General features: G+C 51.1%; 12 protein-coding genes. 5 read left to right on the top strand and 7 right to left on the bottom strand.

Annotation, left to right across the window (positions count from 1 at the left end; genetic code table 11):
* Window positions 1–98 precede the first annotated feature (98 nt).
* Entirely contained in the window at window positions 99–1286 is a 1188-nt protein-coding gene (locus ACJJIQ_RS20510; RefSeq protein ID WP_445362887.1) for a class I SAM-dependent rRNA methyltransferase, read from the top strand.
* Window positions 1287–1357: 71 nt separating this feature from the next.
* Here ACJJIQ_RS20510 and ACJJIQ_RS20505 read toward each other — a convergent pair whose 3' ends face one another.
* Entirely contained in the window at window positions 1358–3538 is a 2181-nt protein-coding gene (locus ACJJIQ_RS20505) for a TonB-dependent receptor family protein (RefSeq protein WP_445362886.1), read from the bottom strand.
* A gap of 230 nt (window positions 3539–3768) precedes the next feature.
* On the opposite strand from ACJJIQ_RS20505, the gene ACJJIQ_RS20500 reads away from it, so the two are divergent.
* Window positions 3769–4215: a GNAT family N-acetyltransferase gene (locus ACJJIQ_RS20500; protein WP_445362885.1), complete on the top strand. Its 447-nt coding sequence runs from the start codon at window positions 3769–3771 to the stop codon at window positions 4213–4215.
* A 139-nt stretch (window positions 4216–4354) separates the two neighbouring features.
* A complete protein-coding gene (locus ACJJIQ_RS20495; protein ID WP_445362884.1) occupies window positions 4355–5035 on the top strand; it encodes a phosphoadenosine phosphosulfate reductase domain-containing protein in 681 nt (226 codons plus the stop codon).
* A gap of 221 nt (window positions 5036–5256) precedes the next feature.
* On the opposite strand, the gene ACJJIQ_RS20490 is transcribed toward ACJJIQ_RS20495, so the two are convergent.
* Window positions 5257–5763: an SRPBCC family protein gene (locus tag ACJJIQ_RS20490; protein WP_445362883.1), complete on the bottom strand. Its 507-nt coding sequence runs from the start codon at window positions 5761–5763 to the stop codon at window positions 5257–5259.
* Window positions 5764–5859: 96 nt separating this feature from the next.
* On the opposite strand from ACJJIQ_RS20490, the gene ACJJIQ_RS20485 reads away from it, so the two are divergent.
* Complete coding sequence (locus ACJJIQ_RS20485) at window positions 5860–6753, top strand: LysR family transcriptional regulator (protein ID WP_445362882.1); 894 nt, start codon at window positions 5860–5862, stop codon at window positions 6751–6753.
* A 249-nt stretch (window positions 6754–7002) separates the two neighbouring features.
* Here ACJJIQ_RS20485 and ACJJIQ_RS20480 read toward each other — a convergent pair whose 3' ends face one another.
* The 5 genes from ACJJIQ_RS20480 to dnaA all read right to left on the bottom strand — a co-directional run bounded on the left by ACJJIQ_RS20480 (window position 7003) and on the right by dnaA (window position 15531).
* On the bottom strand, window positions 7003–8784 hold the full coding sequence (locus tag ACJJIQ_RS20480) for a hypothetical protein (RefSeq protein WP_445362881.1): 1782 nt from the start codon (window positions 8782–8784) through the stop codon (window positions 7003–7005).
* A gap of 312 nt (window positions 8785–9096) precedes the next feature.
* On the bottom strand, window positions 9097–11517 hold the full coding sequence (gyrB, locus tag ACJJIQ_RS20475; RefSeq protein WP_445360808.1) for a DNA topoisomerase (ATP-hydrolyzing) subunit B: 2421 nt from the start codon (window positions 11515–11517) through the stop codon (window positions 9097–9099).
* An 18-nt stretch (window positions 11518–11535) separates the two neighbouring features.
* The gene (gene recF / locus ACJJIQ_RS20470) at window positions 11536–12642 is read right to left on the bottom strand and encodes a DNA replication/repair protein RecF (RefSeq protein WP_444934532.1); all 1107 of its coding nucleotides are present in this window, start codon (window positions 12640–12642) and stop codon (window positions 11536–11538) included.
* A gap of 117 nt (window positions 12643–12759) precedes the next feature.
* Window positions 12760–13866: a DNA polymerase III subunit beta gene (gene dnaN, locus ACJJIQ_RS20465; protein ID WP_108731194.1), complete on the bottom strand. Its 1107-nt coding sequence runs from the start codon at window positions 13864–13866 to the stop codon at window positions 12760–12762.
* Between the two features lie 33 nt (window positions 13867–13899).
* A complete protein-coding gene (dnaA, locus tag ACJJIQ_RS20460) occupies window positions 13900–15531 on the bottom strand; it encodes a chromosomal replication initiator protein DnaA (protein ID WP_444959779.1) in 1632 nt (543 codons plus the stop codon).
* A 511-nt stretch (window positions 15532–16042) separates the two neighbouring features.
* Here dnaA and rpmH point away from each other — a divergent pair.
* Entirely contained in the window at window positions 16043–16177 is a 135-nt protein-coding gene (rpmH, locus tag ACJJIQ_RS20455; protein WP_020413885.1) for a 50S ribosomal protein L34, read from the top strand.
* The last annotated feature ends 11 nt before the right edge of the window (window positions 16178–16188 follow it).

The raw sequence follows: 16188 nt of genomic DNA, 5'->3' as shown, positions 1-16188 counted from the left end.
CTCCGAACGAGCCATACATCAGCTTGAGGCTTGACCTTCACTTAGCTGTCCGCACAATTGGCCCCTAATTTGTACACATCAACGGAGATCCCCTTTTGGTGGAGTTAATACTGAATCGAGGCGCAGAGCGCCGACTCAAGCGTGGCCACCTATGGATTTACAGCAATGAGGTGGACACTAAGCGCTCTCCATTAAAGGGAATTGATGCGGGTAGTCAGTGCCAAGTTCACGATAGCCAGGGCAAGCTGCTCGGCACAGCCTTTGTAAATCCGAGCCAACTTATTTGTGGACGAATAGTCAGCCGTAATTCTGACTTTTCCACAGATACTGTTTGTGAGCGCATACAAACTGCATTTGAACAGCGCCAACGGTACTTTTCTCACCCCAGCTACCGGATGGTATACGGGGACTCTGACTGGCTTCCGGGCTTGGTAGTGGATAGGTTTGGGGATTATTTAGTAGTCCAGGTCAGCAATTGGGGAATGGAGCGCTACCAACAAACGATTGTGGATAAGTTGGTGGAGATGGTTAACCCCAAAGGCATCCTGCTGCGCAATGATCATCAGGGTCGCGCAGTTGAAGATATGCCGCTGGTACACACCGTAGCCTTTGGAGATGTACCCGAGATGGTCCCGTTCGAGGAGAACGGCGTTCCACTTCTGGCCCCGGTACACCAGGGGCAGAAAACCGGTTGGTTTTACGATCACCGGGAAAACCGCAGGCTGTTGAATCGCTGGGTCAACGGCAAAAAAGTATTAGATCTGTTTTCCTACGCGGGCGGTTGGGGTATTCAGGCACTGGCCAATGGTGCGGCAGAGGTAGTGTGCGTAGACGCCTCTCGGCAGGCCTTGGACTGGTGTTTGCTCAATGCGGATCACAATGGATTCGCCGACAAGCTCAAAACCATCCAGGGTAAAGCACTGGATGTCCTCAAAGGGTTGGTCGCAGAGGGGGAGAGGTTTGATGCGATTGTGCTCGACCCACCCGCTTTTATTAAGCGGAGGAAAGATCATAAAGCCGGCTTGGCGGCCTATCGCCATATCAATGAACTCGCAATGCGTTTGTTGGCGAAGGATGGGCTGTTAGTAAGCGCTTCCTGCTCTATGCATCTGCAATCCGGTGAGCTTCTCGACTGTATCCGTGGCGCCGCTCACCGCTTGGGGCGCCCAGCCTCAATGCTGGCCAGTGGTGGTCAAGGGGCCGATCACCCTGTGCATCCAGCAATTCCGGAAACCAACTACCTAAAAGCTCATTTTGTACATCTAGGGGGAAACACCAATAAGTAGGTGCTCATGAACCCCACAAGGCCCCGGTAATGACCGGGGCCTTGTTCTCAGATCGATGAGCCTACTTCAGGTCAAAAGACATACTTCATGCCTAAAGTGGCAGTGCGGGGCCGATTTGCACGGGCGCCATCTGGACTGCGACTAATAATAACCTGCTCATCCAACAGATTATCCACTTTCAGGTAACCGGTCAGGTCAGCCATGAAATCATAATGCGCAGCAGCATCTACAACCCAAAGTGACTCGGTATAATCAAATTGGTCGGTATCTCCCCGGTTGCATTGGGTATTAACACACATCTCGTCCTGATAGGCTGCAGTCAGGTTCAAACGCCAAGCAGCGCCGCTATCCAGGCCCGCAGATATCGCAAAGACATTTTCTGGGAGGTATTCGAGGTTGTCGCCGGCAAGCAGGTCATTACCGTCACTATCTTCACTGATTTCTGCATCAGTAAAGGTATAGGTTGCCCGCACCGGTAGTATCCAACCGTTTGTGAGCACCCACTCACTTCCAAGCGTAGCTTCCAGCCCTTTGATTTCTGCTTCACCCAACTGGTAGGTACCACTCTCGGCACCATTGGGACATTTCACCGCCACCGAGCAGTTTTGCACAGCATTTTCATAGTCACTGTAGAAGGCGATCAACTCAGCATTCAGGCTTCCGTTATCGAAGCGAGCACCCCATTCATAGTTTGTGGATAACTCCGGCCCCTGGCCATCGGCTGCACCTGCGCCGGGAGGGGCGAAGCCACGGTGCACACCTGCCAGCAGGCTCCACTGTTCGCTTGCCTGGTAAACAAGTCCCAAACCTGGCAGCCATTCATCCACCTGATTGGTGCGATAACTGCCCTTCTCGGTACGCTCGGCGTCGTTATAACGCTGCTGCTCGGTCTCTATATCCTCGTAGCGAAGAACAGCAGTGAGAGTCAGCTTATCGTTCAGCTGGATATCGTCGTAGATAAAGAACGAAGTTGCATCCGCTTCTTCAACACGGTTATTGCTGCTTTCTTCAGCGGTATCGGGAATATCTGTGCTCAGATACACCAATTTGCCATCAACCTGCTCATAGTTTTCCACAGGCTGGAATCTATCCACCTCATCTCGATGCTGGCGCACTCCAAAGGACAGCTCATGACTAACTGAAGCAGTATTAAAGCGCCAATCGGCACTGATCTGCAGGCCCTTGGCCTCGTACTCACGATTGTTGTGCTTAACACCGAAGGTGTAATCTTCAGTACCATCCAAAACCGCTTGAGGGTCTAAAACTCCATCAACACTGCCGCCGGTATTAACAGCATCTATCAAGTCACCCTCGCTGACCTTAAACCAGTCGCGTTTAAATTTGTTGTAGTAAGCCTGGGTATGCAGGGTAAAACTGTCACTCAGTTCGATACTGTGGTTCAGCTGGATAGTGCTGTGGCGATTCTGCATTTCATCCAGGGCGCTGATACCGTATCGACGGTTCGGATCTTTCTTAAAGTCGGCATCCGTTAGACCCAGATAACTCATGCCAGACTCCTCTTCGGAGTACTGCAGCTTGATGTCCAACTGCTGGCGATACGTTGCGTCTCTATCGGAACTGATACGACCCTTTAACAGATAGTCTTCTTTAGCAATATCTGCGCTGCCGGCACTATCGATTTGTCTGAATCCATCTGCATACTGCTGCTGTGTTTCCAACAACCAGCCAGTATTTTCTGTACTGGCGCCATAATGAGCATGCAAACGGGTCTCACCGAATTCTCCAGCCTCTAGTTGCACCATACCTTCACTGGCGGTGGGAATAGGTGTGCTCAACATATTGACTGCACCACCCACGGTGAATGGGCCATATTGCAGAGAGCCGGGGCCTTTCAACACCTCAATTGCATTCATGCGGCCCGCACTGGGGAAATAGTAAGCTTCTGGTGCAGAGTAAGGAGCCGGAGCCACTAACACTCCATCTTCCATCAAGGAAATTTTGGCGGAGCGTCCCCCTTGGGCACCTCGAATCCCGATATTCGGACGCAATCCGTAGCCATCTTCTTCAAGAATGTAGACCCCAGGAACTGAGCGCATCATGCGATTGATATCTACAAACTCGAACTCGGCTAACTCATCAGCATCAACCAAATGTGCAGAGCCAGGCAACTTGGAAATAGATGAGGAGTCGCCGATTACTGTTACGCTCTCCAGCTGTTGCTCGGCTAAAGTCGGCGCAGCAATAAGAGTGGCTATCGTAAAGGCCAGGGGTGTAAATGGAATGTGCTTCATGAACCCTCCAAGGATTATTAGTAACCTCGAGTCATTGTTTTTATAAATACGAATGATTGTATTTTAACATTCCCATTACACTTTATTTACACTCTTATTTTTGTTGTTTAGCGCCACGAACTTCGTTGGAGTGCCTGCAACTTTAAGGTTTTCTTATAAGCAGATGTTTTCTAGGATCTACTCTTCGATCTGACTAGCATTGGGCTCACGTATCCGCTTCGGGTGTGCCCATGATTAGAAAGGCAAAACTCAAAGAGCTGGACAGGTTGGAGCAACTTTGGCTACATGCATCAGCGAACTCCCACCCCTCCATACCCCGCCAGTTTTGGGTGGACCGTATAGCTCAATTTCGTAAAGACTGCCGTAGTGCCACTCAATGCCTGGTTTATACCGATCGCAACAACGCTGTCGCGGAAGCCTTTATCACGCTGCTTGGTGACGGTATCGTCACTCACCTCTGTGTCAGTCCTTTATTTACCGGTTGCGGAATCGGCACAAACCTCATTTCTGCAATTCGTGACCGGCGTTATCCACTAAAGGCTGAGGTACTTCGTGAGAATCTTCGCACTCGATACTTTCTACAAAACCATGGTTTTGTAGAGGTGGAGCGCAGCTATAACGTGGAGTATGGCCAGCATTCAATCTCCATGCAGTGCCCGAGGGCATCTGCAAGATAAAATTTGCAGCATTATGCCCATTGAATAAGCTTTCCCTTATAACTGAAGCTTATTGAATCACTTCTTTTTATTGTTTCTACGCGACTCTTGAACCGGGTAGCATGCCTCCCATCATAATTTTCCTGAGCGCTGAATTTTTATGGGACCCAACGCTTCCAGCCAAACTTTACAGCCTATTCCAGAACGCACCTTTCATCACGATGCGGATCTGGAGTCCATGAACCTACGTTTCGCTGGCGCCAAGCCTAGTGAAATTATGAAGTTCACCATGGAACACGCTCAGAACCCGGTGGTTTTTACTAATTTCCGCCCATTGGCGATAGCCTTTCTCCACTTGGTTACCCGCGCCAAACCGGATATCCCGGTAATTTGGGTGGATCATGGATATAACACCCCGGAAACCTATCGCCATATCGAAAACGTGGTCAAATCTCTCGATTTGAACCTGCGCACCTACTCACCGAAGATGTCCGCGGCCCACTACAACGCTGTGTACGGGGGAATCCCGCAGCTGGACACCCCAGAGCATGACTTCTTCTCCAGGACCGTTAAATTGGAGCCGTTTAACCGCGCTATGCAGGAATTACAGCCGGATGTATGGCTAAACGGTATCCGCCACGATCAGAATTCGCACCGCAAAAACCTGGATATTTTCACCCAGGGCAACCACGGTACTATTCGAGTGGCACCGATGTTCCACCTGAAGGAAATCGATGTGGAAGAGTATGTTTACGAGAATGATCTTCCCGATAACGATATTTACTTTGATCCAACTAAAGGTGAGGAGCACCGGGAGTGCGGATTGCTGTTGGAAAAATAGAGTGGAATATTCGGCGAGGACTAGCGTACTTCGCCTATCTCTTTAACAAGGCCTTCTATCCCAGCCGTTTATAAAGTAAATACTTTTTACGTATTTACCGAATAATAAAATCTATTAAAAAAGGCGAGTCTCGACTCGCTGTATCTTTTCAAAAAGGAGACTCTTCTATTTACTTCCGCGTAAATCCAGAAGAGTCCTTAAATTACTTATCATGCGATAGGCTAGGCAACTGCCCCTTTTGCAAGATGACCTCCTTTTTCCATGTAAATTTTCAGGTCCTTCAGCATTTGCTCAAATTGAGAGCCAGTCATCTTCTTCACCACAGGACTCAACACGCCTCCTAAAGCATTTAACTCCATATTTGCAGTGAAATTCACTGTTGTGCCTCCACCAACAGAGGGGCTTAATTTAAATTGAGATAAACTCTTTTTAACGGGGAATCCCGGTGGCGTATTTTTAGTTTCAACCGAGATATCCAGTTCATAGTTTTTCTCATCAAACCTTGTAATAGTTTCATCTGCGACAAGACCCGACGGTCCCTTATTTGTCAGCACACAAACCCGGCCTTCTACACTCGCATTTTCAACAGGTTTTCCCTCCTTAGCGAAGGAGTGAGGGATTAACGTCATCCACTCGTAAGCTGTATCAAAATCAACGGCGAGGACTTTCCAGACCTCATCAATTGGGCGGTTAATAGCGATTTCTCGGTTTACTTGGGCTTCTTTCATCTCTGATCTCCTGGGTTTCTCTACGGAGTGCTATTGACGGGAGACAGATTAACTGGACACTATATGCAACGGAATACAGCAAAATAGGACAGTGTGTTGCATAAAGAGTCCATCGATTGGGGAGATATCCAGTTCTTTATCGCGGTAGCCAGGAGTAAGAGCGCTCGCAGCGTTGCTGACAACTTTAAAGTCAGCCATTCCACAGTTTCTCGCCGTATTGATGCCCTGGAGGAAAAGCTCCAGGCCAAGCTGTTTTATCGCAGCTCCAAAGGCTATCAGCTGACGGAGGATGGCAAAGCGATGCTCGACTACGCCCAATCGGCAGAGCAGTATCTAAATGCCGCGCAGAAGCATTTACAGGGCGGGAGTAACCAGCTCTCCGGGGAAGTTCGCATCACTATGCCGGATGTAGTCGCATCGCACTTAATTATCCCCTACCTAAATGACTTCTCACGTACGTATCCAGAGATCAACGTACAGCTACTGGTTACTAGCCACGTTCTCGATTTGGAAAGTCACCAAGCCGACATAGCACTTCGTATTCTCCCCAAAGGCGACGTCGATGTTTCGGATCGACTTGTTGCTCGCAAGCTCGCCGACCTACCCAGTTGCTGTTACGGTTCTCCGGGGTATATCGAGAAATCTGTACCTGACGATGGCCACTGGCTCGGCTGGAGTGGCGATGACGCCACATTGAATTGGGCCAAAGACACGCCCTATCCACAGATGCCTTATCAGCACCAGATTAATCATGGCTTGATACAGCTAGAGGCAGTTAAGAGTGGACTGGGGCTGGCCAGGCTGCCCTGCTTTCTTGCAGATGGTGCTGAAGGAGTCGTTCGGGTCCCTGGGGCAGCTCCATCCAGCCTGCATGAACTGTGGCTAGTCTCCAACCCAGAGCACCGCAATGTTATGCGTTTTAAGGTTTTTAGGGAGTTTATCGTGAAGTTGTTTAGCCGCCTGAATGATAAGTTAATAGGCAAGGCTTAACTGCATCGACTGATATTTTTCTAAAAGTGATGGGATGTATTGTGACTTTAGTGATAACTCAATACTGATTTACACGCTTTTTGGCCATAATTTTTGCCGACCAATACCCAATTTTTGGGAGCTGATTGTCAGAGTGGATACTTGGTAATGGGGTAATCGGCTCATCCACTCTCATCACCAGTTTAATATTGTCGCAAAGCAAGCTCTATTACAGCCTACTTTGCGCCTTACCTAACGCCCATTGGATAATTACATCCTCGTAGTTGAATTCAGCAATACTTCACCTTCCGCGTAGAGTTCACAGCGATCCCTTATCTGGTACTGCTTTCGCTGTTCCTCACAGGCCTGAAGAGCACTTTGACTCGCCTCAGCTTGGGTGCTTCCACCATCTTCGTTAAAACCGGCCACAAATGCGCCACGATAGTCCACAGCCATTGCCAGGGCCTTGTTTCCTGAGTACTTCCTGTAAGTTGACATTAGTTGGCCCAAACCACTGACCTCAGGCTCGAACTCCAATCCCTCTTCCTCCTCCAACTCATCCAGCATCGACTGCAACTGTGCCCGCGAGCCCTCTTCTGCAATTTGCATGAATAGCGGTTGGGAGACTTTTGCGAAAAGATCTTTATCTCGGTCCAGGTAAAGCTCCAGCACATACCACCAAGCAATTCCTGTTTCTCTCGGTGCACGTAAATACGCCTGCTCTAGTATTTCCGTATACTTCTGGCGGGGATACCCTAAAACTTGCATTGTGATCGCCAGTTCATGCCAGTACGCGGGTACTTCCCCACTGGCATTAACTAGTTGAACATATTTATCCCGGATACGTTTCATATTTCCAGGGTTGGGGAACCCCTCCTCCGCCAAGGCAGCCGATAGATCATTTTTTGCCTGGGCTTCAAGATACCAGGTTTCTTCGTGGTACTCCGCCGGAATAGAGTTCAAGACTTCCTCAGCTTGGGAATAATTTCCTTCGCCTGTCAGAGCAATGGCCAGTGCCGAATTTAACGATGGGCTAGAAGCCTGCTTTTCATCTGCATAGGCAATATATTTCTCTAGTACTTCGGAACCCTGCTCTGAAATTGCCATAAAGTAGGCCAGCTCTGCGACTGCGGTACTACTGTCCATCAGGTTTACGGAGGGGGATTTAACGATACCTTTATCAGAAAGCTCCCCCTCGTAATAATTGAAATGACTTCTCGACAGTTTCTTATACTGCTCATTGAGTTCTTCAAAAGTCATTCCCAGAGCTTCAGGTAGGCTCGCAATTGGATCACCGCCGGCGTTGTAAGCCTCCAAATATTCATTTAAGGCTTTATTTCTATCCGTGTCGAAAATCATCCAGTGAGCTAACATCCATCCACTGGCATAAAGTGCCTCGGTATCTCTTACATTCAGAGAGCCAGGTGTGGCTGAAAGGAGTTTATCCAGAGACAACTCTCTCGCTCGATTAAGACTAATCGCTCGATCAACCGGTATTTTCCCAAAGCTGTACTTTGCATTTTCATCAAAATCTACAGTGGAAAATACCTCAGCAATACCTTCACTGAACCAGTAGGGGTAGAGGTACTGGCTTCCGCTGTAGGTCAAAAAATGCGTATATTCATGAAACAACGTCTGACGGGCCGGGTTGTCAGGAAGGACGCGATTTCCGTTTAGGTTTAATAATGCAAAACTCCCATACGCAGTATTATGGAATTGTCCAATGACAGTTCTAGACGACTCACTACCGCTGACTCCTTTAAAGCTGAGCCGGTCATCCAGGGCGTATATCGTCAACTTCTGTTGATCTGCTGAATACCTGATATATCGTTTTGCGAAAATTCGAAATCGTTCCAAGTCTATTGCCAGTTTTTCAACTTGCTTGGGGTTGTCATTGGTAACGATCCGAAAATGCTCGGTTTCGATCTCATACCATTCGGAATTCACTAATTTCTGCGTGCTTGTGCAACCGTATAAAGCCAGTGCAATCACACCACTAGTAACTATCAAACGACGAGCATCGCCGAGAATAGAAGAGATTAGGTTCCCCATAAGCCTTATGGTCCGTTTAATTTTATTTTTTCGTGGAAATAGATAAGTAGAAAGGTTACCTATAATTTTTTTCTTTTTAAAAATACAACAATATTATTGCTTGGCCAGAATTTACTAAAAATTTTACTGTTTACTTTAATGGTTTGTCAGTAATTTCAGGCTTTAAAGGAAGGATAGGTGCCCGATCAGCGTGGCGTTTTTGATAGGGGAGAAAAAAGACCGAATTTGTCGCAAGTTATTTTTAAGCGGAAAAAATATCCACAGTAATTCCCCTTTTGGGAAATTACTGTGGGATTTTCGGAAAAATGGCAATTAGACGTCGAGGTTTTCTACTGCCAAGGCGTTGGTCTCGATAAAGTCTCGGCGTGGCTCTACCTGATCACCCATTAGAGTTGTAAAGATCTGGTCCGCGGCAATGGCATCTTCAACGGTTACCTGCAGCATACGGCGGCTCTCCGGGTCCATGGTCGTTTCCCAAAGCTGCTCAGGGTTCATTTCTCCCAGTCCTTTATAGCGCTGGATACCGTAGCCTCTGCGGCTCTCGCCCATCAGCCAGTCCATCACTTCAGGGAAGCTGCCAACAGGGTGCTGCTTCTCGCCGCGCTGGATAAAGGCACCCTCTTCCAACAGACCTACCATTTTCTCACCTAGTGCGCAGATAGATGCGTACTCAGCGGAATCGAAGAACTCGTGGTTAATCAGGTAGTCACTGCCAACACCGTGGGCCACGATATGGATATGGGGCAGGAATAGGCCGCGCTCGGTGTTCTCCTGAACCGTCACTTCGTGACGACGGGTTCCACCACTTTCTTCGTCACCAAGTTTCTCCTGGAGCTTCTCACTCCAAGCTGCGACTTTCTCCTGGGACTGGAGGTCTTCCTGAGACAAGCTGGGCAGGTAGATCATGCTGCGCAGCACTTCCTCAGGGTACAGACGCGACAGGCGATCGATTGTCGCCAGTACGCTGCGGTACTCACCTACCAGGCTCTCCAGGGAGGCGCCAGAAAGTCCAGGGGCGTCCGGGTTCACAAACAGAGTGGCGCCTTCTAGGGCGGCGTTGGTGAGGAACTGGGTTAGAGCACCCTCATCCTTCAGGTACTGTTCCTGTTTGCCCTTGGAGATCTTATACAGCGGCGGCTGGGCGATGTAGATGTGGCCCCGCTCGATCAGCTCCGGCATCTGACGGAAGAAGAATGTGAGCAACAGGGTGCGGATATGGGCTCCATCCACGTCAGCATCAGTCATGATGATGATGCTGTGATAACGCAGCTTGTCCGGGTTAAACTCGCTCTTGCCGATGCCACAGCCCAGTGCGGTAATCAGGGTACCCACTTCGGCACTTGAGAGCATCTTGTCGAAGCGCGCTTTTTCCACATTGAGGATCTTACCCTTCAGCGGCAGGATCGCCTGGGTGCGGCGATCCCGGCCCTGCTTGGCAGAACCACCGGCGGAGTCACCCTCCACCAGGTAAATTTCAGATAGTGCCGGGTCTTTTTGCTGGCAGTCTGCCAGTTTCCCGGGCAGGCCGGCAATATCCAACGCTCCCTTGCGGCGAGTCATTTCGCGGGCCTTGCGGGCCGCCTCACGGGCTTTGGCCGCGTCGATCATCTTGGTGACGACAGATTTGGCTTCCTGTGGGTTCTCCATCAGGTAGTCTGTGAAGTGGTGGCCCATCTCCTGCTCTACTGCGGGTTTCACTTCGGATGAAACCAGCTTGTCTTTGGTCTGGGAGGAGAATTTCGGGTCCGGAACCTTCACAGAGATAATCGCGGTGAGACCTTCCCTGGCGTCATCGCCAGTGGTGTTCACCTTGTCTTTCTTGCCCAGGCCTTCCCGCTCGATATAGCTGTTCAGGCCACGGGTTAGGGCTGCACGAAAGCCCGCCAGGTGGGTACCGCCGTCGCGTTGGGGAATATTGTTGGTGTAGCAGAAGATGCTTTCCTGGAAGCTATCGTTCCACTGTAATGCCACCTCTACTGCAATGCCGTCTTCACGCTGGCTCTGGAAGTGCAGAACCTTGTTAATCGGGGTTTTGTTCTGGTTGAGGAACTCCACAAAGGCACTCAAACCACCTTCGTATTCATAGACCTCTTCCTTACCACTGCGCTCGTCCTTCAAGACAATACGCACACCAGAGTTCAGGAAGGACAGCTCGCGCAGGCGCTTGGCCAGCACGTCGAAATGGAATTCGATATTGCTGAAGGTGTTCTCTGAGGGTTTGAAGTGCACCGTGGTGCCGGTGGTATCGCTGTCACCCACGACTTCCAGGGGTGCCTGGGGCACACCGTGGTGGTAGGTCTGCTCGTGAATCTTGCCACCGCGACGGATAGTCAGCTTCAGCTCCTTGGACAGAGCGTTTACCACCGATACCCCTACCCCGTGCAGACCGCCGGAGACCTTGTAGGTGTTGTCATCAAATTTACCGCCCGCGTGAAGGACGGTCATAATCACTTCTGCTGCAGAAACCCCCTCTTCCGGGTGAATCTCTGTCGGGATACCACGGCCATTGTCCGATACGGAAATGGACTCATCCGGATGGATGGTTACACGGATCTCATCACAGTGGCCGGCCAGCGCTTCATCGATGGAGTTGTCGACCACCTCGAATACCATGTGGTGCAGACCGGTGCCATCGTCGGTATCACCAATATACATTCCGGGGCGCTTGCGCACCGCATCCAGGCCTTTTAATACCTTGATACTGCTTGAGTCATAGCTTTGCTGCTCTGACATTTATTCGCTCCATTAAACTTATTGTGCGGCCGAAGCTTCGGCACTGATCTTCCCATGTTCCACGTGGAACACTTTCGGGCAATTCCAAGGGGCATCTAGTTGCCGCCAGGGGCGACTTGTAGTGCCCTCCTCAATTCCGGTTACAAGCACCTGGCAGGCACAACGCCCAACCCAATGCGCAAAAATCTGTTGGTTACTGTCATCCAACTCTGCCGGCAAGTCATCTACCAGGAATACTGGCATATCCCCCTGCCTACAGACTACCTCCGCCATGGCCGTGCGCACTGCACACACCAACATCTTCTGTTGGCCTCGAGATAGGATATTGTGGGCCGACTCACCGGCTACGGTAAAACGAATATCTGCCCTATGGGGACCAATACGCGTATGCCCCTGTGAAACATCTGATTCCCGTGATTCAGATAGAGCGCTACGCAGGTCAACTTCTTTACGCCAACCGCGACGGTAACTCATATCGACACGGCTCAATAGGCTCTGTGGTAACTCATCGAGAAGTTGCGAAACAGCGGTCTGCAATTGAGAAAACTGAGCTAATCGCAGATCGTTTACACGCTCGCCACTAAGGGCCAACTGCTCTTCCCATACGCCGATGCTGGCCTCATCGATTTTACCACGACGCAGGAGAGCATTTCGCTGCCGCAGTGCGATTTGATAATTTTTCCACTCCTGGGCAAATAAATGTTCCACGTGGAACACTGTCCAATCCAGCAACCGGCGCCGAACGCCGGGGCCACCATCAAGTGCGGAAAAACTTTCACTGTTTATCAATTGAAGTGGCAGGCAACTAGCAAGCTGTGAGCTGGATTCCGCTGGAGCCTGGTTAACCCTGATTCGGCCCGAGCCATCTGCGAGGCGCTCTACCCCCAAGTTAAGACCTGTATCGAGCTGGGCAAAAACCGTAAGCCCACCAGTATCATGCTGAATAACCGATTTGTGCTGACGAGAGCGAAAGGAACGACCGGTTGCCAGCATATGTACCGCCTCTAGCAGTGAAGTCTTGCCACTGCCATTCGCACCACAAAACACATTAACACCAGGACCCAGTTTGAGATCGGCAGAGCAGATATTTCGAAAATTAGATAAGAGAAGACGGGTCAGCGCCACAGACACCTCCCCCAGAGCGAAGAGCGCGATGCACAGGCATCGCTTTGTTTATCGGCTACCCCACCGAGCGGGGAGGTAGCCTCAATCCATTCAGAAAAGAGCAATGGGTGGGCTGCCTTACAGGCGCATAGGCATAATCACGTACAGCGCATCACCTTCTTCAGGTTGCTGCAGCAGAGCACTGCTATTGGCATCCGCCAAACTGATACGGATCTGGTCACTGTGAATAGCACCAGTGACGTCCAGCAGATAGGAAACGTTAAAGCCAATTTCCATTGGCTCACCTACGTAATCCACCATCATCTGCTCTTCCGCCTCTTCTTGCTCCGGGTTGTTGGCAACAATTTGCAGCAGCCCCTCAGAAACCTGAAGGCGCACCCCACGGTATTTCTCGTTGGAGAGAATCGCCGCTCGGGAGAAGGCCTGGCGCAACCCCTGGCGATCCGCATAGACCACATTGCCCGCGCCTCGCGGCAACACGCGCTCGTAGTCAGGGAATTTGCCGTCTACCAATTTAGAGGTGAAAGTAAACTGACCACTAACCACACGAATATGGTTGTTACCCAGCACGACCTGTGCCTGTGCATCGCTGTCTTCAAGCAAACGACCCAGCTCGAGTACGCCTTTGCGCGGCACAATAGCCTGGATAGGCGTGGCGACATCCAGGCCGGGAGCATCACGATCGCAGAGTGCCAAGCGGTGGCCATCAGTAGCAACCGCGCGCAGCTGCTGCGGGCGACACTCTAGCAGTAAACCATTCAGGTAATAGCGCACATCCTGCTGAGCCATAGCAAAACTGGTGGCTTCTATCAGGCGGCGGATCTCGCGCTGGGAGATATCGAAACGAGTCTGTGCACTGGCCTCTTCCTGGTTCGGGAAGTCCGCTGCGGGCAGAGTCGACAGCTGAAAACGGCTGCGGCCACTGCGCAGAATCAGGCGTTCGCCATCGCGCTCAAACTTTAGTTCAGCACCATCGGGCAAAGAGCGACAGATATCCAGCAGCTTGCGTGCGGGAACGGTCACCTCGCCCTCCATTTCTACACCGTCTACACCGAGACGGCCGACAATTTCCACTTCCAGGTCAGTACCGGTCAGGGAGAGTTCCTGGCCCTGTAACTGCATCAACACATTGGCCAGGACTGGCAGTGTTTGGCGTTTTTCAACAACACCGGCCACCAGTTGTAACGGCTTCAGAAGGGCGTCCCGGCTCACATTGAATTTCATCGGTAGTTTCGCCTTGTTTTGTCAGTTATTCGATTAAGTGGTCAGCGACCGTGTCAGCAATTTAACGTCCTCGCGAATATCCGCGTCGGACTCCTGCAACTCACGTATTTTACGGCAGGCATGCAGTACTGTTGTGTGGTCGCGACCACCGAAGGCATCGCCGATCTCCGGCAAGCTGTGATTGGTCAGCTCCTTGGCCAGGGACATAGCGACTTGGCGGGGACGGGCCACCGAGCGACTGCGCCGCTTGGAGAGCAAATCCGCCACCTTAATTTTGTAGTATTCAGCGACAACCCGCTGGATATTATCCACACTGACCAGTCGATCCTGTAGGGCCAACAGGTCTTTTAGTGCTTCGCGCACAAGGACATCGTCAATAGCGCGGCCGGTAAATTGCGAATTGGCAATTACGCGGCGCAGTGCACCCTCGAGCTCCCGCACATTGGAGCGAATACGCTGCGCAATAAAGAAAGCGGAGTCGTGAGGTAAATCCACACCCACCTGCTCGGCCTTCTTCATCAAAATAGCTACCCGGGTCTCGAGCTCCGGAGGCTCTACAGCCACCGTTAATCCCCAGCCAAAGCGGGATTTCAAGCGCTCTTCCAAGCCGTCGATCTCTTTCGGATAGCGATCACAGGTTAGGATAATCTGTTGCCCCCCCTCCAGCAGGGCATTGAAGGTATGGAAAAACTCCTCCTGAGAGCGCTCCTTACCGGCAAAAAACTGGATATCATCAATCAGAAGGGCATCAACAGACCGGTAGTAGCGCTTAAAGTCGCTGATCGCATTCAGCTGTAGCGCTTTCACCATATCTGCAACAAAGCGCTCGGAGTGCAAATACACCACCTTAGCATTGGGGTTGCGCTCCAACAGTGCGTTGCCAACCGCGTGCATCAAGTGAGTTTTCCCCAGACCCACGCCCCCATATATAAAGAGGGGATTGTAGGCGCCACCCGGATTGTCAGAAATCTGTTGTGCCGCAGCGAGGCCCAGCTGGTTGGACTTACCTTCAACAAAGGATTTGAAAGTAAAGTTGCGATTGAGTGAGCTGCCGTGCTTGATAGCCCCCTCCACCTCAACCTGCCTGGCCTGCTGCTCCGGTACGGAGCGAGCCATACCATTCATAGCCGGTGGTCGCAGATCTGTCAGGGCCAGTTCGCCTGTCGTCATCTGTTCGGCAGTCACCTCCTCAGCCATAGCGGGATGAGGCACCGGCCTGCTGGCACCAAACCCAGATCCCAGCGGTGAAGTCACCGGAGGTGGCGCAGTGGCAACAGGTGGTACAGATACCTGTGGCGGCACTACTGCCGGCTGGACTGGAGGTGGTGGCGGAGTTGGCGCCGATGGCGCGGGTGTCGGTACCGGTGTCGGAGGGGCATTATTTGTTACATGGCCGCGCTGGAAGCGAGCCGGCCGGCGAGCGGTAATCTCGAGCGCCACTTGCAGAGGGCGTCCCGGTGCAAACTGTTGCACCAACTCGCGAATGCGGTTCAGGAATTTATTGCCAACCCAGTCCAGCACAAAGCGGTTCGGTGCGATCAGGCGCAACTCGCCCTCCGCACTGACGGGATTGACGCGCAACGGTCTGATCCAGGTATTGAACTGCTGAGACGGCAGCTCGTCCTGTAAACAGCTCGCGCACTGCTTCCATACGGATTCAGTCAAGAAACCCCCCAAAAAACCCCAAAATGGTAAGACCAAGGAGAGACGGCAAGGCCGGATTAGAAATCACCCGGGGCCGTCAAATAAGATCGGCGCAGTATACCTTTCCACCTTTAGGTTATCCACAAGAAAGACTGCATCTGTTGAAAAAACTGCGCAAAAAGATCCACACAATCAAGGATTTGCACAACAATTAGACAATTGGGGTGGGAATCTCTCGAAAGTTATCCACAGAAAGCTGTGAATAACTTGGGGTCAATCAGTGGGCATTCAGAGATACCCCTGATGACTCAACGACTTGTCTAGTTGGCGTAAAAAATTACAGTAAACTCGCGCACCAATAAAAAGAATTTCCCTGATTAGCGCGTTGCTTTCGCTGCTGGCTTTCTATACAATCCGCGGCCTTCGCAGGGCGTAGCTCCGTCTGCACCGGCTTTGTGCCGGACCGGAGTCCAGGCCGCGGCCGGGAAAGGTCCCGAGAAATTTTGAACACAAAGTCTCAGGTAGCAAGACTATGAAACGCACATTTCAACCAAGCAACTTGAAGCGCAAGCGCACTCACGGTTTCCGCGCTCGCATGGCAACCAAAAACGGCCGTAAGATTCTGGCCCGCCGTCGCGCTAAAGGCCGCAAAGTACTGTCTGCATAAGATCTCTTCCC

Source organism: Microbulbifer maximicatervae (SeqCode), assembly GCF_052468295.1.
The sequence above is the reverse complement of the archived record's forward strand: the minus strand, read 5'-3'. Positions and strand labels throughout refer to the sequence as shown.

What these genes read in the sequence shown, in the direction of transcription:
- ACJJIQ_RS20505 (WP_445362886.1), bottom strand. Translation starts at nt 3,538, where the DNA reads ATGAAGCACATTCCATTTACACCCCTGGCCTTTACGATAGCCACTCTT.
- ACJJIQ_RS20500 (WP_445362885.1), top strand. Translation starts at nt 3,769, where the DNA reads ATGATTAGAAAGGCAAAACTCAAAGAGCTGGACAGGTTGGAGCAACTT.
- ACJJIQ_RS20495 (WP_445362884.1), top strand. Translation starts at nt 4,355, where the DNA reads ATGGGACCCAACGCTTCCAGCCAAACTTTACAGCCTATTCCAGAACGC.
- ACJJIQ_RS20490 (WP_445362883.1), bottom strand. Translation starts at nt 5,763, where the DNA reads ATGAAAGAAGCCCAAGTAAACCGAGAAATCGCTATTAACCGCCCAATT.
- ACJJIQ_RS20480 (WP_445362881.1), bottom strand. Translation starts at nt 8,784, where the DNA reads ATGGGGAACCTAATCTCTTCTATTCTCGGCGATGCTCGTCGTTTGATA.
- gyrB (WP_445360808.1), bottom strand. Translation starts at nt 11,517, where the DNA reads ATGTCAGAGCAGCAAAGCTATGACTCAAGCAGTATCAAGGTATTAAAA.
- dnaN (WP_108731194.1), bottom strand. Translation starts at nt 13,866, where the DNA reads ATGAAATTCAATGTGAGCCGGGACGCCCTTCTGAAGCCGTTACAACTG.
- rpmH (WP_020413885.1), top strand. Translation starts at nt 16,043, where the DNA reads ATGAAACGCACATTTCAACCAAGCAACTTGAAGCGCAAGCGCACTCAC.